Annotated in this window: 21 protein-coding genes and 2 tRNA genes; 16 read left to right on the top strand and 7 right to left on the bottom strand. The window is 51.1% G+C overall.

The features are described from left to right. The first annotated feature begins 59 nt into the window (after positions 1–59). Entirely contained in the window at positions 60–542 is a 483-nt protein-coding gene (locus JR338_11095; GenBank protein ID QRN82948.1) for a hypothetical protein, read from the top strand. Positions 543–668: 126 nt separating this feature from the next. On the opposite strand, the gene JR338_11090 is transcribed toward JR338_11095, so the two are convergent. The 4 genes from JR338_11090 to JR338_11075 form a co-directional block, all read right to left on the bottom strand. Then, the gene (locus JR338_11090; protein QRN82947.1) at positions 669–2006 is read right to left on the bottom strand and encodes an MFS transporter; all 1338 of its coding nucleotides are present in this window, start codon (positions 2004–2006) and stop codon (positions 669–671) included. Between the two features lie 57 nt (positions 2007–2063). After that, on the bottom strand, positions 2064–3197 hold the full coding sequence (locus JR338_11085) for an amidohydrolase family protein (protein QRN82946.1): 1134 nt from the start codon (positions 3195–3197) through the stop codon (positions 2064–2066). A 17-nt stretch (positions 3198–3214) separates the two neighbouring features. Beyond that, positions 3215–4402 carry a hypothetical protein gene (locus JR338_11080; protein ID QRN82945.1) on the bottom strand — a complete coding sequence of 396 codons (1188 nt, stop codon included), beginning with the start codon at positions 4400–4402 and terminating at the stop codon, positions 3215–3217. Positions 4403–4504: 102 nt separating this feature from the next. Next, complete coding sequence (locus tag JR338_11075; GenBank protein ID QRN82944.1) at positions 4505–5491, bottom strand: ROK family protein; 987 nt, start codon at positions 5489–5491, stop codon at positions 4505–4507. Between the two features lie 263 nt (positions 5492–5754). Here JR338_11075 and JR338_11070 point away from each other — a divergent pair, with 263 nt between their 5' ends. The 4 genes from JR338_11070 to JR338_11055 all read left to right on the top strand — a co-directional run bounded on the left by JR338_11070 (position 5755) and on the right by JR338_11055 (position 11140). After that, positions 5755–6516: a TetR/AcrR family transcriptional regulator gene (locus JR338_11070; protein ID QRN82943.1), complete on the top strand. Its 762-nt coding sequence runs from the start codon at positions 5755–5757 to the stop codon at positions 6514–6516. Beyond that, positions 6513–7991, top strand: a complete 1479-nt coding sequence (locus JR338_11065) for a B12-binding domain-containing radical SAM protein (GenBank protein QRN82942.1) — start codon at positions 6513–6515, stop codon at positions 7989–7991. Before JR338_11070 ends, JR338_11065 begins: the two co-directional genes overlap by 4 nt. Positions 7992–8253: 262 nt before the next feature. Further along, positions 8254–10326, top strand: coding sequence for an elongation factor G (locus JR338_11060; protein QRN82941.1), 2073 nt, complete (start codon positions 8254–8256; stop codon positions 10324–10326). 76 nt (positions 10327–10402) lie between these two features. Further along, the gene (locus tag JR338_11055) at positions 10403–11140 is read left to right on the top strand and encodes a PIG-L family deacetylase (protein ID QRN82940.1); all 738 of its coding nucleotides are present in this window, start codon (positions 10403–10405) and stop codon (positions 11138–11140) included. Between the two features lie 89 nt (positions 11141–11229). On the opposite strand, the gene plsY is transcribed toward JR338_11055, so the two are convergent. Next, a complete protein-coding gene (gene plsY / locus JR338_11050; protein QRN82939.1) occupies positions 11230–11826 on the bottom strand; it encodes a glycerol-3-phosphate 1-O-acyltransferase PlsY in 597 nt (198 codons plus the stop codon). Between the two features lie 202 nt (positions 11827–12028). Between plsY and JR338_11045 the strand changes: the two genes are divergently transcribed. The 7 genes from JR338_11045 (at position 12029) to JR338_11015 (ending at position 15438) form a co-directional block, all read left to right on the top strand. Continuing rightward, positions 12029–12211 carry a hypothetical protein gene (locus JR338_11045; protein ID QRN82938.1) on the top strand — a complete coding sequence of 61 codons (183 nt, stop codon included), beginning with the start codon at positions 12029–12031 and terminating at the stop codon, positions 12209–12211. Positions 12212–12308: 97 nt separating this feature from the next. Continuing rightward, positions 12309–12381 (top strand) — tRNA-Ala (locus tag JR338_11040). A 48-nt stretch (positions 12382–12429) separates the two neighbouring features. Further along, positions 12430–12502: transfer RNA gene (locus JR338_11035), tRNA-Ala, on the top strand. 332 nt (positions 12503–12834) lie between these two features. Beyond that, positions 12835–13470, top strand: coding sequence for an alpha/beta hydrolase (locus tag JR338_11030; protein QRN82937.1), 636 nt, complete (start codon positions 12835–12837; stop codon positions 13468–13470). Positions 13471–13593: 123 nt separating this feature from the next. Continuing rightward, positions 13594–14004, top strand: a complete 411-nt coding sequence (locus JR338_11025) for a hypothetical protein (GenBank protein QRN82936.1) — start codon at positions 13594–13596, stop codon at positions 14002–14004. A 19-nt stretch (positions 14005–14023) separates the two neighbouring features. Then, positions 14024–14830 carry a GNAT family N-acetyltransferase gene (locus JR338_11020; GenBank protein QRN82935.1) on the top strand — a complete coding sequence of 269 codons (807 nt, stop codon included), beginning with the start codon at positions 14024–14026 and terminating at the stop codon, positions 14828–14830. 242 nt (positions 14831–15072) lie between these two features. After that, positions 15073–15438: an endonuclease domain-containing protein gene (locus tag JR338_11015; GenBank protein ID QRN82934.1), complete on the top strand. Its 366-nt coding sequence runs from the start codon at positions 15073–15075 to the stop codon at positions 15436–15438. 464 nt (positions 15439–15902) lie between these two features. Here JR338_11015 and JR338_11010 read toward each other — a convergent pair whose 3' ends face one another. Together JR338_11010 and JR338_11005 are read right to left on the bottom strand one after the other, a co-directional pair. Next, complete coding sequence (locus JR338_11010) at positions 15903–16148, bottom strand: LysE family transporter (GenBank protein ID QRN82933.1); 246 nt, start codon at positions 16146–16148, stop codon at positions 15903–15905. Positions 16149–16261: 113 nt separating this feature from the next. Next, on the bottom strand, positions 16262–16435 hold the full coding sequence (locus JR338_11005; protein ID QRN82932.1) for a hypothetical protein: 174 nt from the start codon (positions 16433–16435) through the stop codon (positions 16262–16264). Positions 16436–16774: 339 nt separating this feature from the next. Between JR338_11005 and JR338_11000 the strand changes: the two genes are divergently transcribed. The 4 genes from JR338_11000 to JR338_10985 all read left to right on the top strand — a co-directional run bounded on the left by JR338_11000 (position 16775) and on the right by JR338_10985 (position 22277). Further along, complete coding sequence (locus JR338_11000; protein QRN84422.1) at positions 16775–19237, top strand: leucine--tRNA ligase; 2463 nt, start codon at positions 16775–16777, stop codon at positions 19235–19237. 187 nt (positions 19238–19424) lie between these two features. Continuing rightward, positions 19425–21020, top strand: coding sequence for a hypothetical protein (locus tag JR338_10995; GenBank protein QRN82931.1), 1596 nt, complete (start codon positions 19425–19427; stop codon positions 21018–21020). Between the two features lie 11 nt (positions 21021–21031). After that, the gene (locus JR338_10990) at positions 21032–21718 is read left to right on the top strand and encodes a creatininase family protein (GenBank protein QRN82930.1); all 687 of its coding nucleotides are present in this window, start codon (positions 21032–21034) and stop codon (positions 21716–21718) included. A gap of 157 nt (positions 21719–21875) precedes the next feature. Continuing rightward, positions 21876–22277, top strand: a complete 402-nt coding sequence (locus tag JR338_10985; protein ID QRN82929.1) for a RidA family protein — start codon at positions 21876–21878, stop codon at positions 22275–22277. Positions 22278–22283 lie beyond the last annotated feature (6 nt).

Raw genomic sequence — 22283 nt, 5'->3', positions numbered from 1 at the left:
CCTATATAATAAAAGGGTGCTTTTTTTGTGCAGAAATTATCATTCTAGGAGGGTATTCAATGGAAAATTGCCTTGTACCAATTCTAATATTATTTGTTGGTTTTGCAATCTTTGGCTTAATAAAAAGGCTACAGTGGCTTGAACAAAATAAGGAACGATTACCAAATATATATAAATTGCATGTTAAATTGTCAAAAAGTGGTGAACCCCTATATATGACTTTAGAATTTCTTCCTGATCAAATAGATATTGATAATACTTCATTTATTAATAACATTAATCTAAAATGGGCATCTATTATGGAAAATGAAGAAGATGTAAAAATAATTAATAAATATTCTTATGGGGGGAAAAATTATAAACGGATGATAGTATATAGGTTAACTATTGCATACACCTCGCAAATAGGGTTAGATTCAAGGTTGAATTTTAGATCTACATCAATAATCGATGCGAAAAAATATAAAGAAGTAGCCAAAAGAATTAATCATATATCAGGTTACACCCCCCAAAATCTAGGAGGAAAGAAAAGGGAGTTATAAAAACCAAATCTATTATCATATATACCTCTAATTAAAAAGATAAAAATATACATAACTAAAATGAGGCTGCCCCAGGGAGCGAGGCAGCCTCGGCTCAGCGGCCACGGCGTGGCCGTTCACCAGCAATTATTCAGCCGATTTCTTCGAAGTAGGCTGACCCAACGGATAGGGTTTGAACAGGAAAAAGGCTATGATACAGGTCAGAGCCACCACCGGGCCGATAAACACCACACCCAATTTCCAACCCAGCAGCAGCGCCAACACAGAGCCAGCCAAACTGCCCATAAATTGGTTGATCACACCCTGTACAGCGAAATACATCCCAGCGCGATCCCGACCGGTCTCTTTGGCATCCGTTGCTGCAATTTGAGCCGGGAAGGCATAGGGAATGGTGAAAAAGACGCCAATTGAGAAACTCGCAATGACCCCGGCGATGATCCCAACGATAATCGGTGAGATGGGCAAGCCTAAACGTGTCCAGCCCAGCGGGAAGATCAGCATTGCCAAAGCGAAGACCAGCAGGGCCAGCCTGAAAGCCCACTTGGCACCTTTCTTCTTCGAAAGCCAGTTGAACAACAGCAGCATGATCGGCACGGGAGCAAAAGCCGCCGCGTTCATAAAGCCCAGTTGAGAATCGCTCAGGCCCATCATATCCGCCGCCATGAAAGCGATCCCGCCCAGGAAGAACTGCAGCCCAAAATAGAAGGTTGCCACCGAAATCATATAAATTCTGAAGGTCTTGTTCTTGAGTGTCAGTTTCACCGATTGCCAAAGCGGTACATCGGCAGCCTTTTCGGTGGAATCCGGGGCATTCTCAAGCGTGGACGATTCTCTGATCACCATAATTGGCCCAACGAATGAAATGAAAACCGGCACCAACATCCAGATCGTGCCTCGAATGCCAAAATGCTCAAACAGGATGGGCGCCACCACATAGGTTAGGACATAGCCGGCCGTGTTGAAGAATGTCTGCCAGGAGGCCACCCGCACTCGGGACTGTTCATCAGTCACAATTTCAGAAAGCGCTGCCAGATAGGGCACGATAATCAAGGTATGAAAGAAGAAATACAGTGATGAGACCACTGCCACAAAAATGGCATTTCCCCAATGGCCTTCCGCACCCAGGCTGTTACCTGTGAAGGGAGGATACCAAAGCAGCAAAAAACAAAGCACCGTGGGGATCAACCCCAGGATCATCAACGGCCGCCTGCGCCCCCACTTGCTCTTGAGGTTATCGGTCCAGGCAGCAATCGGAAGGTCTACCACACCGTCCAGAATCCTTGCCACCAGCATCCCGACTGCATAAGCCCCTGCAGGCGCCAACACCAGTGCGCCTGCCTCCACCCGGGTGAGCGCAGGCCGATAATAATAGAGCAGATAGGTCATCACGATCTGATACATAAAGCCAGGCCCAAAGCCCCCAATGGCATATATCGGTTCTTGCCAACGTTTTAGCGTTTTCATAAAGAGGTCCCTCCGAATGGTATTGAATCGAATTTATAAACCTGCCCCCAACAGGGTTTATCGCTCATAATAGGCTTTCAAAGCCTCCACTGAAGATGTGTCGCCTGCGGTACCAGGCTGGGTCTGGGCCATCGCCTGGATCACAAATTCCAACCGGCTTGCTTCAGCCAGAATGGCCTCAGGGACCAGCGGCCTGGGTTGCGCACCGGCAAACGATTCAAAGTTGCGCCAATAAATCTTTTCAAGCACCTCTTCGGGCAGGTGTATTCCCTGGAAGGTAGCTTCTTTGCCCCCAAATAAGAAACCCTGATGGGAAAGCTGGAAGGGGCCATCATGTTCCAGGAATCCACGGATAACTTCAACCCGAGCCAGGCTTTCTTCGACCTGGATGCCTGCCTCACGATCGGCCAGCAGGGCACGAGCCCCGATATCCGTCCCAAAGATGATCCGATCCTGATATTTGAGGAAGAAATCCCGCGCTTTTTCAGGATCCGCACTGAAATTAAAGTACATTTCGATCCCAGGCGTCAGGTCCACATGCATGTTTGGATAGCGGTCAAAATATTCCGCCAGCCTATCCAACTGAGCAGAGAGGAAGAAGAAATGGGCAAAGGTGACATTTAAATTCGGATGCCGATCAAGCACATTCAACACCTGGCGGTATTGAACCTCATTATTGATATAGGTCCCATCCCCATAGAACCAGCCCATCTCCCTGGCCCAATCCGGCACCTTAACAGGGTCCCAAAATTCTTCGGGATCATTGACATGGAAAGTCAGCGGCATCTGGGTCTCAGCCAGCTTCTGCCAATAGGGTTCATAGACTGGGGAGTCGAAATCCGGGATGGGCAGCAGCTTGCGCATTTGCACTTTCCCCTCAATCATCTTGATCCCATCCGCGCCCAGCCCTCTTAGCGCCATGACATAATCAGCGAAGGCCGCGCCAACCTGATCCGGCCTCACAAAGAGCGGCGAGATATCCATACCGCCAAAGAGGTACACCCGCTCTGGGAAAGCCGCCTTAAGCAGCACCGCATCCGGCACCAGGCTCAAGCGGGCCATATCCGGCGTGCAGACGACCGAGAATTTCTCGATCCCGGCATCATCCAAGATCGCCATCAGGGAATCCTGATAGCCATAGAACGCATAATGGATATGCCCATCAATAATCTTGCGCTTTTGGAATTCCATCGAGCCTCCCTGTGATGTTAAATGACCTGGCCGGTTTCCTCTTTCCAGGTATGGATCATTGTTTTCACGTTCTCAAGGGCCACTACTGTTTCTTCACGGACGTTATCCACCGGTGAAAGGATGAAGCCATCCGGACCCAATTCCTTCAAAGCTGTTCGTACTTCCTTCGCCACGTCAGCAGGTTCGCCATGCTCCACGGTCAGATGCCCGTTCACGCCGCCCCACAGACACACCTTCCCCTTCAGCTTCTCCTTGGTCAACGCCAGGTCAAAGGCTTCCGGGTCCACACCGATCAACACATCTACACCTGCCTCAGCGATCAGGTCCAACAGCGGCATGGCCCGGGCAGTGATGATATAACCAAACTTCGCACCTGCCCGATGCGCCAAATCCGCATCACGCCGCAGTTCCAGCAGGATCAGCTCCCGCCAGCTCGCGGGGGTGAAGAAATCAACGTTCTCATACCAGGCCCGCTTGATATACAGGTCCACGCCTGCATCCAGGACAACCTGCATCCGGGCCCGATTCCACTCAGCGATCATCCCCAACAGATCCCGGACGAATTCGGGGTGATCATAAATATCATAGACCAGGGTGTTCAGCCCGTGCACCCAGCCGATCATGTCCGCCCCCACACCCCAGCCGCCTGCCACTAACAGGCCTTGCTCTTTGGCGAAATCCAGATAGGGCGCTGTATTTTTCTTGAAATCAGCCACTTCAGCTTCTGTCGGAGGGATCAGCAGGTATTGAAATGCGGGCAGGTCCCGGGGACCTTCCACAATAAATTTGATGGAACGGGGAATCAGGTAATCATCCAAAAAGGGAATATGGTCACCCCACCGCCAATCATCTGTCTGGCGCACTTCAGCCGTGAGGTCGCCCGCTGGCGTATGATAGATTTTACGAAGCAAAGGAGCCGCGCCACCCACCGGGGTGGAGACACTCGCTCCCTCCCAAACCTCCGGATGGTAGGACACGGGCAGACCATGCAGGTTGTAATGGTCATTCCTGACATGGGGCGGTCTGGGTGGCAGCTCCACAACAGCATCCAGCCCCACATTCAATTGATGCTTGATAAATTCAAGGTAGGAAGCGGAACTTTGGTGCAGCGCACCAAAGAGCATGAAACTACAGGGGGGATGGTCCGGTGTTTCGCAATTCAGGGCGGCCAACATGCGGTCGCGCGAAGAAATTGTTTGATTCATCAGTTCGCCTATGGATTAATTTATCTTAAAGCGATTATATAATTAAGTACGATTGTTTTTCAATCTTTTCGTAAAAATCCCCTGGAAAAGACTAAATATTAGCTATCTAGGCTTGTTCTTGAAGCTGTCAATCACTGCCATCAGCGCCGCAACATCATCCAGCTTTGATCCTAACTTGGTTCCAGCCAGGCGCGGGAGCGGTTTCTGTTGACCCCGAAGGCCAGCGCTCAACACCGCCTGTAACGGACCCAGCAGGGCATCTCCCAACAGGTCACCCGGGTGACCAAAGACGACCAGATCCGGGTCCAGCATAGCCACCAGCCAAACCAGTGCTTTCCCTAAGTTCTCACCAGCCTCTGCAACCACTGCCAGGGCTTCTTCTTCGCCATTGCGGACAGATCTAACCAGGTCATACGGTCCAAATGGTTCCGGCCAGTGCGCCGGATATCTTAATTGTGCCAACTCAGCCATGCCAAACCCGCTGGCGAAGCCCGTCAGCGACCCCGGCCGTCCCAAACCAGCCGGTCCGTCCTCAGCCATCTGCATCGCGCCAATTTCACCGGCGATATCATTTGCTCCGTGATAGACAGCACCATTCAATACCATACCCACGGCGACCACCGGCTCCATATCAACCAGAATGACATTCTCCAGCCCGATCCCCGCCCCAAAGGTTGATTCAGCCAACGCGGCGGCCTGGCTGCGTTGTTCCACAAAAACCGGCAGGTTATAGCGGACGGTAAAACGGCCCTTCAGTTGGGCCCCTTCCCATGTGGGCAGGTCAGGTGGGATAACCATCTCCCCTTTCAGCAAGTTCACCGGCCCGCTCACCGCTAGTGAGATTGCTTCCGGACTGGGCAAGCCCTGAGCGCGGCAGACCCTGATCAATTTGTCCGCCTGGGCACAGATCGCATCAAAGCCCTCCAGGAACGGCCGGTCCGCTGGGGTCTCCATCTGCATCCGTTCATAGATCAAGCCATTCATATCACCATAAACAGCGCTTGTCTTAGCACCGGTGATGTTCATCCCCAGGATGCGGGATCTGATGCTCAGGTCTTCAAGTGGATTGTGGATCGGTCGTGTGACCATATCTTAGCGGTCCTCTCAGGGTTATAAATATCACGCGCGATTAATTATACGTCAAACTCCACAGCCAGTTGCTGAACCACCCTTATCTCGTTCCCTACGTTAACGCCCCCCACCAAAAACCTTAAAATTCGGTTCAACCTAAAAAAAGCGCTTGACAAGCTGGCGTAAAACCATATAATAACAATCAATATATTATTGTACAGTTGTCTATTATTTTACATCTCACAATTCTCTGTCTTTTTTTTACTTTAAGGATATTCGCTATGGCCAGAAAAATGGATCGGCGTGTTCAACGCACGCGCAAACTGCTCCGAGATGCTCTGATGAACCTGATCATGGAAGATGGTTACGACGCCATCTCCATTCAGGACATCACCGAAAAAGCCAACCTGGGCAGGGCCACCTTCTACCTGCACTTCAAGGATAAAGATGAATTGCTGCTGGATGTTATGGAACAATTCATTGACGACTTCATGGCACAGGTTCCCCAGATAACCGAGGCGCAATGGCGGCTGGATGACAACAAAGCCCTCGTGCGCATTTTCGACTTCGCAGCGGAACATTATGACCTCTACCGGATTTTGATTATCGGCAGCGGCGGCATCACGGCAGCCAACCAGCTGCGGCAAAGCGTTGCGGACAATATTGCCAATTTCATTCAACAGGAGATTGATGAGCTCAATGCAAAACCGGTCATCCCCACCGAATTCATCGCCAATCATTTCGCCGGCTCCCTGCTCTCCACAATCTACTGGTGGCTGGACAGCGACTTATCCTACACCCCCGAAGAAATGGCCGACATGTTCCAAAAGGTCAACACCCTGGACCGTAAGGTCCTGATGGGCTTCGCTCCCGAGGTGGAAGAGCCCGAAGACGATAAGAATAAAAAGAAGCGGCGTCCCAAAGAAAAGTCCACTCCTCGCAAGGATAAGAAAGACGCTAAGAATGCCAAGGACGAACAAGAGCCCAAAGCCCAACCGGCTGAGAGCGAAAAAAATGAAAAAGAAGAAGGTCTTGAAGCATGAACATCCTATTGATCTACCCGGAATTTCCAGATACATTCTGGAGTTTCAAGCACGCCTTGAAATTCGTTCACAAGAAATCCTCCTCGCCACCCCTCGGACTGCTGACTGTGGCGGCGATGCTGCCCTCCACCTGGGACAAACGCCTGGTGGATATGAATGTCTCCCGCCTGAAGAAGAACGACCTGGCCTGGGCAGATATGATCCTGATCAGCGCCATGACCGTGCAGCGCAATTCCGTCATCGAGGTTCTGTCGCTGGCAAAAGAGACCGGCAAGCCAGTCATCGCCGGCGGTCCGCTCTTCACCGCTGAACCGGACGCCTTCCCCGAAGTGGATCACCTGATCCTCAACGAGGCGGAGATCACCCTGCCGATGTTCCTCTCGGATCTTGGCCGGGGCAAACCCCAGCGGATCTATAAAACCGACGAGTATGCTGACATCACCAAAACCCCAGTCCCCCTATGGGAACTGATCACCCTACGCCACTATGACTCGCTCAGCCTGCAGTTCTCACGCGGCTGCCCCTTCAACTGCGATTTCTGCAACGTGACCGCCCTGCTGGGACACCGCATGCGCCTGAAAACCACCAAACAATTGATCGCTGAACTGGATAAAATCTATGCCCTCGGATGGCGGCGAAGTATTTTCATCGTGGACGATAACTTCATCGGCAACAAACGAATATTGAAAGAAGAGGTTCTCCCTGCGTTAATTGAATGGCGCAAGGGAAAGAAAGGCTGCTTGTTCACAACGGAAGCCTCGGTCAACCTGGCCGATGATGATAAATTAATTAAACTGATGGTTGAGGCTGGGTTCACTCAGGTGTTCGTAGGGATTGAGACGCCTGATGATGTTGCCCTGGCAGAGTGCTCCAAGAGCCAGAACCGAAACCGAGACCTGGTCTCTTCCGTGAAGAAACTTCAACAAATGGGTCTGCAGGTGATGGGTGGTTTTATTGTCGGTTTTGACAGCGATGATGATACTATCTTCGACCGGATGATCGAGTTCATCCAAAAGAGTGGTATAGTAACCGCGATGGTCGGCCTGCTGCAGGCTCCAATCGGCACCCAACTTTATCAACGCATGCTACGGGAAGGCCGGATCAGCAACTCTTATTCCGGTGATAACGTCGATGGCGAATCAAATATCACACCCATCATGGACCCCAATCTGCTCAGTAAAGGTTATCGCAAGATCCTGGATTCAATCTACTCCGCTAAAGGATTTTATAACCGGGTGCGAACATTCCTAAAAGAATATCAACCCCATCGCCACACAGTCACGCTCCAATGGCAGGAAGTAGCTGCTTTACTCCGCTCGATTTTTGAAATTGGAATCAAAAGCGATGAGCGGAAGGAGTACTGGCGGCTGTTCTTCTGGTCGCTGTTCCACTGCCCAGATAAGTTCCCCCTGGCGATCACCTTCAGCATCTATGGCTATCACTTCCGCAAAGTGAATGAGCTGCACGTCGCCTGATCGCACTGCCAAAACAACACAAAGTCCGGTCTCTTCCGATGCAAGACCGGACTTTTCTATTGATTCAATCGGAATCAAAACGCCCATTCCTGTTATAATAATCTGCGCATAAAACGTTTATGGCGGTACCCAGCAAATCTTTCTGATTTTAATGAAGGCTGCCGGCGTACTGCTTTGACTTTTAACTTCGATTGTCATAGAATTGAAAATTGCACGTCAGTATCATGAGCGTCTATTCCAAGGAGCAAGGAAGGTTTTTTAGATGAAAGAATATAAGACTGAATCAATTAGGAACATAGTCCTGGCCTCGCATAGCAGCGCCGGAAAGACAATGCTGGTTGAAGCTTTGGCAAACTTCACCGGGATCACCACCCGTATTGGTCAGGTTGAAGATGGCTCCACCATCTCCGACTTTGACGATGAGGAAATCCGACGCGGCATTTCACTGTTCACCTCTGTTGTGCCAATGGAATTTAAGAACACGAAACTTAATTTTCTAGACACTCCCGGCTACACCGACTTCATCGGCGAGGTGATCTCAGCAATGCAGGTTGCAGACGGCGCTTTGATCCTGGTCGACTCCGTTGCCGGGTTAGAGGTTGGCACTGAAATGGCGCTTCAATACAGCGAACAGTTCAAACTGCCCAGGATGCTCCTGATCAACAAGATGGAGCGGGATAACGCGAATTTCCAAAAAGCGCTCCAGTCTGTTCAAGAACATGTCGAAACCCGCCTATTACCTCTGCAGCTCCCCTGGGGTGAAAAATCAGATTTCAAAGGTGTGATCGACCTGCTTTCGATGAAAGCCTTTGAAGGCAACAAGACTGAAGGCGTTGAAATCCCCGCTGAATACAAAGACGCTGCAGAAGAAGCTCACATGACATTAGTTGAAGCCGCTGCCGAAGGTGCCGACGAACTATTGGAAAAATATTTTGAAGAAGGCGACCTCTCCGACAAGGAAATCATCCGCGGTCTGAAGAACACCATTTGGGAAGGCAACTTCATCCCAGTGCTAGTTGCCGCCGGCGCTCACAAAGTCGGCCTCTTCCCACTGTTGACCGTTCTCACAAATCTAATGCCCTCCCCCGCCGATGTCAGCCCCAAAGTTGCGCTGAACAGCAAGGGCGAAGAAGTTACCCTCGAACCAAAAGATGACGGTCCGCTAGCCGCTTTTGTCTGGAAGACCACCGCTGACCCCTTCGTGGGTAAGCAGACCTTCTTCCGGGTCTTCTCCGGCAAGATGATCGGCGATGAACGCGTTTGGAACAGCGCCAAAGAAGAGGAAGAACGCCTCGCTGGCATGCAAATCCCCCAAGGCAAAGAAGGGATTCCCACCAGCTTACTGCATTGTGGCGATATCGGTCTGGTTGCCAAACTGAGTGTCACCACCACGGGCGACACACTTTGTGACAAGAACAACCCCCTGACTCTGCCCAAAGCCGATTATCCCAATGCGCTCTACCAGGTCGCCCTGTTCCCGAAGACCCAGTCTGACGCAGCCAAACTCAGCAGCACGCTGGCAAGGCTCTGCGAAGAAGATATGACCCTTTCCTGGCACAATGAAGCCGCCACCCGGCAGACCATTCTGCAGGGTATGGGCGATCAACACATTGATGTGGCTATTCGCCGGGCAGAGAACAAGTTCCAACTCGGTCTGAACATCGAAGAACCCAAAGTGCCCTACGAAGAGCACATCTCCCGTGAAAATTCAGCCATGTACCGCCACAAGAAACAAACCGGCGGTGCCGGTCAGTTCGGTGAAGTGCATTTGCGGGTCGCCCCTATTGAGGGTGAGGATTTTGAGTTTGAAAATGCCATCGTCGGCGGCGCCATCTCCAACAACTACATGGCCTCCATCGAAAAAGGTATCCGCAACGTGATGAAGGAAGGTGTAGTCGCTGGCTACCCCGTCCACAATGTGAAAGTTTCGGTCTACGACGGTAAAGAACACCCCGTCGACTCCAAACCGATCGCATTTGAAATCGCTGGGCGTGAAGCCTTCAAACTGGCCTTCAAAGATGCCGGCGCAGTGTTGTATGAGCCAATCATGCGGGCACAGGTCATTGTCCCCGAGAGCAACATGGGTGACGTTCTGGGCGATATGAACTCCCGCCGGGCCCGTGTGCAGGGTATGGACACCCAAAAGGGTAAATCCACCGTCACCGCCAATGTCCCGCTGGCTGAAATGCTCCGCTATACCACCATCCTCCGCTCCATGACCGGCGGGCGTGGTTACTTCACCATGGAATTCGACCACTACGAAATGGTCCCGCAACACCTGGCACAGGAAGTCATCGACGCCAAGAAGCGTGAGGACGAAGAAAACGAAGAGTAATCTCTTCCCATCTGAACATCAACTGCCCTGGAGATTTTCCAGGGCAGTTTTTTTATCCTTGCGATAAAATAGACTTATGATGCTAAACGATCAATGGATTTTCATTTCCCCCCATCTGGATGATGTCGCCCTATCCTGCGGCGGCCTGGTTTGGCGCCTGGCAAAGGAAGGCCAACAGGTCTCCATTTGGACGCTTCTAGCCGGAGACCCGCCGGATGAAGACTATTCCGAATTCGCCCGGGCCAACCACCAACGCTGGGGAATTTCTGGCGGGGAAGCCATCGCTATGCGGCGGAAAGAAGATCAGGCAGCCTGCGACCGTTTAGGTGCGGCTTTCCGTCATTTTGATTTACTTGACGCCATCTATCGCCGGGATTCCAGAACCGGCGAAGCCGTGGTGAATAATAATGACGAACTGTTTGGCAAACAGCCGGAGCCAGAAATGGTCTCACTGATGACAGAGCTGCTGTCCCGCGAAGCCCCCGCTGAGGCCCAGTTAGTGCTGCCGCTTGGCTTGGGCGGTCACATCGACCATCGTCTGGCCGCGACCGCCAGTGAGAGCTTTCAACGAACAGCCGCTTTTTACCTCGATTTTCCCTACATCCTCAATAATTTCGAAACCCCGATCCTGAAATCCGGCGAGCTCCAAAAGATCCCTGCTCAACTAAGTGAAGAGGCTCTGACCGCCTGGCAGGACGCCGTTCTTTGTTATGTATCACAAGTTGGCGATTTCTGGACTGATGAAGCCGAAACCCGCCTGGCACTGCGAAATTACCTGGCCGGGGGCGGGGGAAGATTGTGGATCAGGATTTAATCAAAGACCTGGGGGAAAAACAAAGAGACGAGAAAATCAATACTCGATCTTCTCGTCTCAGTGTCACCCTGAATACCGATAAATAATACCTATAGGGTGATCTTATTCTCTTCACCAGCTAATAATCGTTTGATATTTGCACGGTGGGTGATCCAAATGATCCCACCCAGCAGCACACCAAACAGGATGAATGCCAGTTGAGCATACTTCAGCCAAAACACCACCGGGATCAACAAAGCTACAATTAAATTCACCAGGCTCATCAAACGGACCTGCTTGACCACCAAAAACCAGGCCAAAAGAAAACCCAGGAAGGTCGGCAGGCCAAAATAGGCACCCAGCAGGCCAAAGATCGAGGCCACGCCCTTACCGCCTCGGAAGTTGAGCCAAATCGGGAAGATATGGCCGACAATGGGCATAATGGATACCAGCAAGATATCTCCTATGCCATCAAATAGCAATTGGGCGATCAACACTGGAACAAAACTCTTCATGAAATCCAGCACACCGACCACAGCGCCTAATTTCCAGCCCAGGTTCCGGGCAATATTGGTAGCGCCGATATTTCCGCTGCCCACTTCACGGATATTGATCCCCCGCCATTTGGCTGCCAGGTAACCAAAGGGGATCGAGCCAATCAAATAGGCCACAATAACACTGATAATTAGAAGTAAAGTCTGATTCATCACATGCATTAACCAACAAGAAGCGCAATAGTTACTGTTTTGATGTTAATAACAGGCTAACAACTGTAAACCCGACGAAAGCCTATCTATTACCTGTCATTTATTTCAATTAGCTTGAAATCTTTTGTAAAATCTCCAATATACACATACATTAGTAAATCAGTATTTTTTCTCACCTCCTTCAATAAGGAGGTAAAACCAAATGACAAACCCTATGACTCAACGTCCAACCAGTATGACCTTATTAATTTCAATAGTTCTGCTTGCAGTAGGCTTTCTTGATACCATTCTCAATGTGATAAGTCTGCCTAACAACCTGGGAATCTGGGCGATGTTCGGTGCTGGATTTTTGTTGATCGTGGGATCCCTGATCGACAATATCTAAAAAACCAAGCAAGAGCCGCTCCCACTGCGTTTCAGGTCAGGTATCATCTTGACAGCCTGCCTCCCGTCAGGTAAAATCGTCATCACCCTGAAAAAAGGGGCCTGTAGCGCAGCTGGGAGCGCGCCTCAATCGCACTGAGGAGGTCGAGGGTTCGAGTCCCTCCAGGTCCACTTTGGTGCCCCGCAGCAAGAGGGCACGGGGTACAATAATTAAAAATTGGGCCCATAGCGCAGTTGGGAGCGCGTCTCAATGGCATTGAGAAGGTCGAGAGTTCGAATCTCTCTGGGTCCACCTAATAAGCGCCTTTCGGGGCGCTTTTTGTTTTAAGGCCCATAGCACAGTAGCCCCCTGATAGGGGTAGCCCCCCTTTTCGGGAGTCCCTTCATTTTACATAAGCACCTTAGCCTGTAATGGATTTTCATTTTCAGTGATTCAGAAGTATGATTAGAAGGAAGAAGAATGATTGAGGATTCATACCACTGCAATCTCCTGTGAGGGAACGCCCCCTTATTGCGAGTTAGTCATGCATCTCAAAAGTCATGAGATGGATAATTTACTAAATGAAGCTTCACGAAGACATTCGTTTTCATGAAGCTTTTTCTTTACCAGAAGGATTATCAACTATGAAAAACATCTATTTATACGGTGCCAATTGCACCAAAGCCGTCTGGGACGATCTTCAATTAATTTTGGATAATCCTGAGAATCTCATCATCGAATATCCCCATGAGATCACCGAAAAAGCTGAAACCATTTCAGACATCGCTCAATGGGCCTACGATACCTACGGCAAAGACCTGAACTGCAACTGCCTCATCGGTCACAGCATGGGTGGGCTGATTGCCCTTGAACTGGTGACTAAATTCGGTGTTCGCTGCGAAAAGGTGATCCTGATTGAGAGCAACCTCAAACCCGCCGAGAAATTCTATCGTAACCTGATGACACCAGAGAACATGGCCATCCATGGGGCAAAAATCATCCCGATGATCAAAGGCGAAGCGCCGTTTTACAGCGATGAACTCAAGCAATCCCTCCAAACCGACTTCGATTTCACCGATCTCATCCATAACAGCACCATCGAAATCCACGGGATCTTTGGTGACCGGGGAGAAGCCAATTACAAGGACCGCATCTCCGATTTGAACCTTGGCAAAGATATCGAAAACAACATCAACTTCCACTTCATCCAGAATTCCTGCCACATGCCTATGGTCGAAAACCCAAAAGCTCTGGCTGCCATCCTGCGAGAGCTCTGCTAACCCCTCACAATCCATCCCCAAATCAACTTCGATGATTTTCCTTAACAGCCTCCCATGAATGATAGAATGGGAGGGGTTATTACTTCCTACTGCCAATATGTGTCACAGCCAAAGGGAAAACATATGGAATATAAAGTCGCTGAAATATTGGATCACGAAAAATGCGCCCGCTTCAACGAGTATGGGATGGAAGGTGCCCAGCGTAAGAACCCCGACCGGCCAGTCAGCTTGTTGAGCCTCTCCGCCCGGCAGGAAGTCAATGCCGCTGAGCTGCGCGGCCTCTGCTTCAAACGCTTCGTTGCGGATATCACCATCGAATGCGAGCAGATGCCTGAAAAGGGAGCGATCATCAAAGCCGACAATCTAGCACTCGGTATCCTGCAGGAAGGTAAAGCCTGCTGGCCGGAATGCAAGCTCTTCCAGGAGGACCTCCCCTGCCCCCTGCGGGACGGCGTCCGCTATGCCTGGGTGGAAGAACCCGGCGATCTCTGCCTGGGAGAGGTGTTTCAGGTTGTGGATTCTCCCAAGCCGTAACTTTTGAGGAGCGTATCACTTGGATAAAGCCGAATTCACCAGGATCAAACAACAGGCCGAGAAATTTACGCATTCCTCCTTTTTTTACGCTGAATTTGAAGAATTGAATGACTGCGCTCTGATTGCGGATAATGACGAGCTGATTTTAGTGCAGGGTGAAAACCATGAAAACCGGTCTCAACAATACCTGTGGGCCGCAGACAGTGTCGATATGCTGATACCGGCCTTGGCGGAAGAAGGCCCATATCTGCTGACCTTTGTCCCCCGCGCCTGGGTATCGACATTGAACGCTGCCGGCTTGAAAGTCAGAAGCATCTGGCATGACTACTTCAGGCCCAATCTGGATGATATTGAGGAACACCCCAATATCGCGTTCGACTTTTTATCCGCAGATGAAACCGATGCAGCTTCCGAAATTACCCTGGAATGCCGGAGGCAGAGCAGGGGCTTCACTGGTCAGACACCGGACTGGCTCAGGCAATGGTTGACCAATAATGACGCCGTGACCCACCCTGCCATATTGACCTACCGGCTTCCTGATGGCGAGTTGGCAGGCATTTTATGCACCGGCTTATATGGGCAGGATCAAAAGAATGGGCCGATCATCTGGATCAGAGAAGTCGCTGTAAGACCCGCCCACCAGGGGAAAGGCATCGGCCGCCACCTGCTGACCCAGGCCCTGCAATATGGTAAACACCATGGTGCGAGGAAAGCATTTCTCGCCGTGGATGAGGAAAACACCAGCGCCATTCACTTGTACGAATCGATGGGGTTTGTTGCAAGTGAGGAGGAGGGAGAGATTAATATGGTTAAGGCTGCGATATAGAAAAGTATTTTTATCTTCCCCATAATGATGAAGCTAGCATTGCAGTAGAGTAATCCAGTGGTTATAAATAGTTGTTTTTGCTAAAGCCCTACAAGTAAATTCCTCACCTCATCCGGCCCTTTGGGCCACCTTCCCCTCAAGGGGAAGTCTAAATTTCCTTAAGGCTTCCCCCTGGTGGGGAAGCTGGCTGCGAAGCAGACTGATGAGGGGAAATATATCATAACCAACAATAGGGTGGAACTATGAGCTCCAATAACAAACATAATGACAAACTCACCCCTCTAGCTCAACAGCTTCGAAAGAATATGACCAAAGAAGAACGCCATCTTTGGTATGACTTTCTGAAACAGCTCCCTATTACAGTTAACCGCCAAAAAGTCATCGGCAGATATATTGTGGATTTCTATTGTGCCAGTTCGAAGTTGGCGATTGAACTGGATGGCTCGCAACACTTTGATAATGTTAGAAAATCAATAGATTTAGAACGAGATAATTACTTTCATGGTCTTGGGATTACTGTCAAGAGATATTCGAACAATGAGGTGAGCGAGGATTTCGAAGCAGTTTGTAATGACATCCGCTATTTTCTCTTTCCCGAAGAGAAATAATCCACCTCATCCGCCCCTGTGGGGCACCTTCCCCTCTCCCAAAGGGACTGCGTCGCAGAGCTCCTTGAGGGGAAGGCTAAAAGTAGGCTTCCCCGCACCCTCCGTTACACTTCGGGTGTTTCGCTTCGCTTCAGGTAAGCTGTCTGCAAAGTAGACTGATGAGAGCAATATGAAATATCAATCTCGTCAACTATACAAATTCCTCACCTCATCCGGCCCTTCGGGCCCCCTTCACCTCAATGGGAAGGCTTAAGAACTTGTCTCTGGGTACACAAAGAGATCATGTTTCGGTTAAGGCTTCCCCCTGGTGGGGAAGCTGGCTGCGAAGCAGACTGATGAGGGGAAAATTGTAATTATCAAATTCTTCTAGTGAAGGAGTTTCCGCACCCCACTGATATACACTGTGGAATAGACCAACAGCAATGCCAGAACAATATTCACCACCCGCCACACCTTGGGCTGGTTCAGATAGCGCCGAAACCTAGTGGTTTGGTCTGTTCCTCGTCAAAGGTGTAACTCGCCCGCAGGGTGTGCCAGGTCAGCCAGAGAATATACAACGCCCCGGCAATCCGCAAGCCGACCTCGAAAGCAGGGATCTTTTCAATCAGGAAACCAAAGACCAGTCCATTGAGGGTCAGCATCATGAAGAAGCCCGAAACCATCCCCAGCATATACGGCAGGGTGCATTTATACCCATAGAGCCCGCCCATTGAATAAGCCCGGATTTAAAGCATTCTTAACCTCCGAAAATGAATCCTTAGATTAAATATCTGTGATTCCTCCGTCTTTGGTGATTGAATCCCCATTATGAAATATGTTACAATCAGTGGATAATAACAAAAACATCATGGCAGGAGTAGTAGACCATCCGCCAGCGAGCCGGGGAACGTGAAAGCCCGGCAGGTGTTACGGAACGCCAACCAAGGTCGAACTCGCCTGACTCATCCCCCAGGGGATAGATGGCACCGGTGAACCCCCAGTAACCGGTGACGCCCACCGCCCGTTAACGCGGCCCAAGCTGTCCGACCTTGATGGAGGTACGGGAAGCAGGGTGGTACCGCGGCGTCAGCGACGTCGTCCCTGTGTGGACGGCGTTTTTTATTTAAAGGCAGGTTCAGGATGCAAGCACGACATGTCACAATTTCAGCTTCATCCACTCCCGAGGGAGGTTGTTTCCGAGCGCCTGATCGTAGGCCGGCATTCATTGCCGCAGCTCACAATTCCGGCTGCCCTGCCCTCCTTCTGCGGTAAAATGAGACCCGGTGCCTGTGAACCGTTTCAAACACAGGCGATGATTTATCGCTCACCGATTGAACTTTTTTGGAGAAGATTATTTATGTCAGACCCGACCAGTATTCCAACTTATAAACCTGAAGAGATTGAGCCCAAGTGGCAAAGCCGCTGGGATGCCGACAGTCTCTACCATTCGGACATCGACCCGGACAAGCCCAAGTTCTATGCTCTCACGATGCTGCCCTACCCCTCCGGCGACCTGCACATCGGTCACTGGTATGCCATGACGCCCTCCGATTCCCGGGCACGCTTCAAGCGGATGCAAGGCTTCAACGTGATGTTCCCGATGGGCTTCGATGCCTTCGGGCTGCCGGCTGAAAACGCCGCCATCCAGCGCTCGATCCACCCCAAACAGTGGACCTACAGCAACATTGACAACATGCGCCGCCAGCTCCGCTCGATGGGCGCCATGTTCGATTGGCGCCGGGAAGCCGTCTCGGCCGACCCTGAATATTACAAATGGACCCAATGGTTCTTCACCCAGTTCTTCAAGAACGACCTGGCCTATCAAAAAGACGCCCCGGTCGATTTCTGCCCCCATTGCAACACCACTCTGGCTCGCGAGCAGGTGCAAGGCGAAGACCGGCACTGTGAACGCTGCGGCACCCAGGTCATCAAGAAAAACCTGCGCCAGTGGTTCTTCCGCATCACCAACTACGCCGATGAACTGCTGGATTTCTCCGAGATGGATTGGCCCGAACAGGTCCAAACCCTCCAGACCAACTGGATCAACCGCTCCGAAGGCGCTTCCGTGGTCTTCACCACCGAAGACGGCGATGAAATTGAAGTCTTCACCACCCGGCCCGACACGCTCTGGGGCGCCACCTTCATGGTTCTGGCGCCGGAACACCCTCTGGTGGAAAAGCTGACCACACCCGAGCAAAAAGATACCGTTGAAGCCTACCAACAGGAAGCCAAACTGATGGGCGACATACAGCGTGAGGCCGCCGACCGTGAAAAGACCGGTGTCTTCACCGGCGGTTATGCCATCAACCCGGTCAACGACGAGAAAATCCCGATCTGGATTGCCGACTACGTCCTGATGAGCTACGGCACCGGTGCGATCATGGCTGTCCCCTCGCACGATCAGCGCGACTTTGAATTCGCTCGTAAATACGATCTGCCGATCATCATTGTCATCCAACCGGACGATATGGGCCCCATCGCTGTGGAAGATATGACCGAAGCAGTTCCCGCCAAGGGCTCAATGGTCAATTCCGGTCCACTGACCGGCACTCCCGGTGATCAGGCCTTCGATAAGGCAATTGCTTATATTGAAGAACGAAACGTAGGAAAGCGCGCTGTGAACTACCGCCTGCGTGACTGGCTGATTTCCCGCCAGCGCTATTGGGGCGCGCCGATCCCGATCATCCACTGCGAGAAGTGTGGCGCGGTGCCGGTGCCTGATGAGGATCTGCCCGTATTGCTGCCTGAGGATGTCGAGTGGCTGCCCACCGGTGAAAGCCCCCTGAAGCTGCACCCGACCTGGCGCTTCACGACCTGCCCGGTCTGCGGCGGCAAGGCTGAACGCGAAACTGATACCATGGACACCTTCATGTGCTCCTCCTGGTACCACCTGCGCTACCTGAGCCCTGACTACGATCAAGGCCCCTTTGATCCGAAGGAATATGACTATTGGATGCCCGTGGATATCTACACCGGCGGGATTGAACATGCCACCATGCATCTGATCTACACCCGCTTCTTCCACAAGGCCCTCCGTGACCTGGGCATCACCAAAGGCAAGGAGCCCATGCTGCAGTTGCGCAACCAGGGCATGGTGCTGGGCGAGGACAACGAGAAGATGTCCAAGAGCCGCGGCAACGTGATCTCCCCAGATGACCTGGTGGCCGATTATGGCGCCGACACCGTCCGGGCCTACCTGATGTTCTTTGCCCGTTGGGAACTGGGTGCCCCCTGGAACAGCAGCGGCATCGAAGGCAGTGCCCGCTGGCTGCGCAAGGTTTGGTACAACTTCCTCGAGCCGGTGGATAATGCCAACACAGCGGATAAGGAGACCCTCAAGGTCCTGCGCCGCAAGGTCCATCAAACCCTGGCCTCCGTCACCCACGATTTCGAGACCTTCAACTTCAACACGATCGTATCTGGCCTGATGGAACTTCAAAACGAAATGACCACCGCCAAAGCCAATGGCGCATTTGGCAGCGAGGCCTGGAAGGAAGCCGAGAGCATCTACGTGCGCATGATGGCTCCCATCACCCCACATATCGCCGAGGAACTCTGGGAAAAGACCGGGCATGACTACTCGGTGCACACCCAGCTGTGGCCCGAAGTCGATGAAGCCGCCACCAAAGAAGACGAGATCACCCTGATCATTCAGGTGAACGGCAAGCTGCGTGATCGCATTGTGATGCCGGTGGACGTCAAGGAAGAAGATGCCAAAGCCGCCGCCCTGGCCAGTGAGAACGTGATCGCCTATCTGGAGGGCAAGGCCCCCCGCAAGGTGATCTATGTGCCCGGCCGGCTGGTCAACATCGTGATCTAAGTCCCGACACAAAAATCAACAAACATACGCAGAGGTGGTTTTCTGACCGCCTCTGCTTTTTTTGTGTCGAGACAAGCCCCCATCGTGTTATCTTAGGATGAAATTATTGAAATACCCATCACGAAATCCAGGTTCGTGTAAAATTGTGGTATTAGATCATCATTAAAAAGAATGAAGAGGCCAAAACATGGGACTGAAACAATCCCGCAAAATAATCATCCTGCTACTCGGCATACTCCTTCTCGCATCTCAGGTCGGCTGTTCAGGCCAAAAACTGGATTTTCAGGTTAGTGAACATCCAGCCAATGACCTTATTCCCAATGCATTTACTAACCATACGGTATCAACTGCCCAATTTGACCTGCATATCCAGGATTCCATCTTTGAGACGGAGATGGGACAGGAACTCTATGACCTTATATTGGCGGATTACACAGCCCTTTCCACCCTCTTACAGGCGGATAAGCATCTAGACATTTACGTAATGGATGAGCCGCTGGTGGATGACATTCTCCTGGATGGAACATCGATCTATTGTTCAATAAAAGACGTGAAAAAGGGCTATTACCAAACTGCCCTGGTCAATGCCTATACAGGCTTCAGCCTGCCCTGGAAGCTCGCCGGTGTGGAAGGTGCTGTTTTCGGAAATGAAATAGAGGTAGATGAACTGCAGGAATACTACAGCGACGAGGCCAACTATAAGACGCTCTCCCTTTTCCCTTCTTTTTTCTTCGGGGTCTACACCGACCATAACACGCTCGAGACTGCTCGGGATACCGCGGCCTCACTTGTCAATTTCATCGTGGCGGAGCAGGGACCAGACGCGCTCTATCAAACGATCTCACAAACCGATTACCGTCAGGCCTGGCTGGAATCGATTGGTGTCAATGGCACATACGAACCCGTATATGACCTGGGCTTCCTAGAAGAGATGGCTTTTTCATCTTCCGAAGACTACACCATGATTTTTACCTCGGCGAACAGGACCTATTCTTTCTCCGAAAATTTCACCGATTCACCCACACCCATGATGTATCTGCTATCCAATTTTAATACCGGGATGGAGAACATGATGGCCTATATCAAGGATGCGGCGCCTGGCTACTTCGCCCAAATCGAACCAACTTGGGAAGCACCCATCTATTATTATTTCGATGGCGACCTGAGACGGTCCTACTCAGAGCCATCTAAAGCCAGTCTCTATTTCCCCAGTTACTCACTGTCGAACTTGATCTACGAAACAACACTCTACCTATTCCCTGAACCAAAAAGTGAGACTCAGGTCTGGAAGAGTGTCGGTTTAGCGGAATACATGTTCACAATGGCCGATGTGCCGGATCTTGGTCTTTATAATTATTTCAGCCTCTCAGCCGATGACCTGACAGGGAATGACGCTCTTTTCCTTACCGCCTTGCAGGAATATTACCTCTCCAAATCTGATTATCCTGAAACCCTGAACGACATTGATAATGGATTGGTCTATGAAGGGATGGCCATGGTGGCTCTTTCCAACCCATTGCTGGATATCGAATACCCCCGAATGGCCACCTGGCCCATCGCAGCATTTACCAACCAGGAAAATAAATATCTTGCTTATCCCGGTAATTCATTGACCTATCCTGAAGCCTATCTGTTCACTAAATATCTTGTGGATATATTCGGCCTGGAAAGCATGCTCGATTACTGCTCATATTCATCGGCCACAGCCTTTGAAAATACCTTCGGCCTCTCATTCTATGATGCCTTTGCTGATTTCCGAGCAGCCTATTCCATTGATAATTAAGGAGAATCGTCATGCGTTTTGAAGACACCAACTGGATGGGTGTTGAGGAATATCTCAAAAAAGACGATCGGGTGATGCTCGTTCTTGGCGCATGCGAACAACATGGCTATTTGAGCCTGCTTACGGATGTCAAGATTCCTCAAAAGCTGGGCGAGGCTGCCAGCAAAGCCAGCGGTGTGCTCCTGGCGCCACCCCTCAATTTCGGCTGCTCACCCTACTTTCTCTCCTATCCCGGAACGATCAACCTGCGCCTGCACACCTATCTTGATCTGGTCGAAGACATCCTCCGCTCGCTCTACGGCGCTGGGTTCCACAAAGTGCTGATCCTCAACGGTCACGGCGGCAATACCCCGGTGCGATCCCACCTCGTGGAATTGGCAAATGAACTGCCGGACCTGATGATGCGCTGGTATGCCTGGTGGACGCGCCCGGTAGTGGCACAGATCAGCCAGGAGAACGGCCTCATTAACCAGCACGCCAATTGGGAAGAAGCCTTCGATTTCACCATCGTGTCCGATATGCCCAAGGAGATCAAATCTGTGCCGAAATCCAGCGGTTATATCCACGGCAAAGATGCCATCCGGAAAATCTATGACGATGGGATGTATGGCGGCGCTTATCAGGCTGACCCTGCCATCATGCAGGAAATTTTCGATGCCTGTCTGGCGGAAATCCTGGAATGGCTGAAGTTTGAATAGGCAATCACACCCATAAACAAGGCAAAGGGTTAGCTAGAGTGTTGGCTAACCCTTTATTGATTCAATTTTGATTTTTACCCCCGCTTTACACCATCCCCTGACCAAAATGTTATAATTTTTACAAGATTTTTCACAATTATTCCCAGAAAGGTATTCCATGAGCCATCAAAAGAAGGTTATCGTCACAGAAAACGCTCCCGCCGCCATTGGACCTTATTCCGCTGGTGTCAGCACAGGGCATCTGGTCTTCACCGCCGGTCAGCTGGGCATAGATCCCGCCACCGGTGATCTGGTTGAGGGCGGCATTGAAACCCAAACCCGCCAGGCGCTCACCAACCTGAAAGCCGTTCTTGAGGCAGCCGGCACCGGTTTGGATCAGGTCATCAAGACCACAGTCTTTCTGAAGGATATCAATGAATTCGGCTTGATGAACGCCATCTATGGCGAATTCTTCACCTCCAATTTCCCCGCCCGTTCAGCCTTCCAGGTTGGCGCGCTGCCCAAAGGCGCAGCAGTGGAAATTGAAGCCGTGGCCCTCCTGCCCAAAGGAGAGAAGTAGGCCAAA

The sequence above is a fragment of the Chloroflexota bacterium genome (assembly GCA_016887485.1).
Taxonomy (GTDB): Bacteria; Chloroflexota; Anaerolineae; order Anaerolineales; family Anaerolineaceae; genus Brevifilum.
This window is presented reverse-complemented; position numbering and strand designations above follow the sequence as displayed.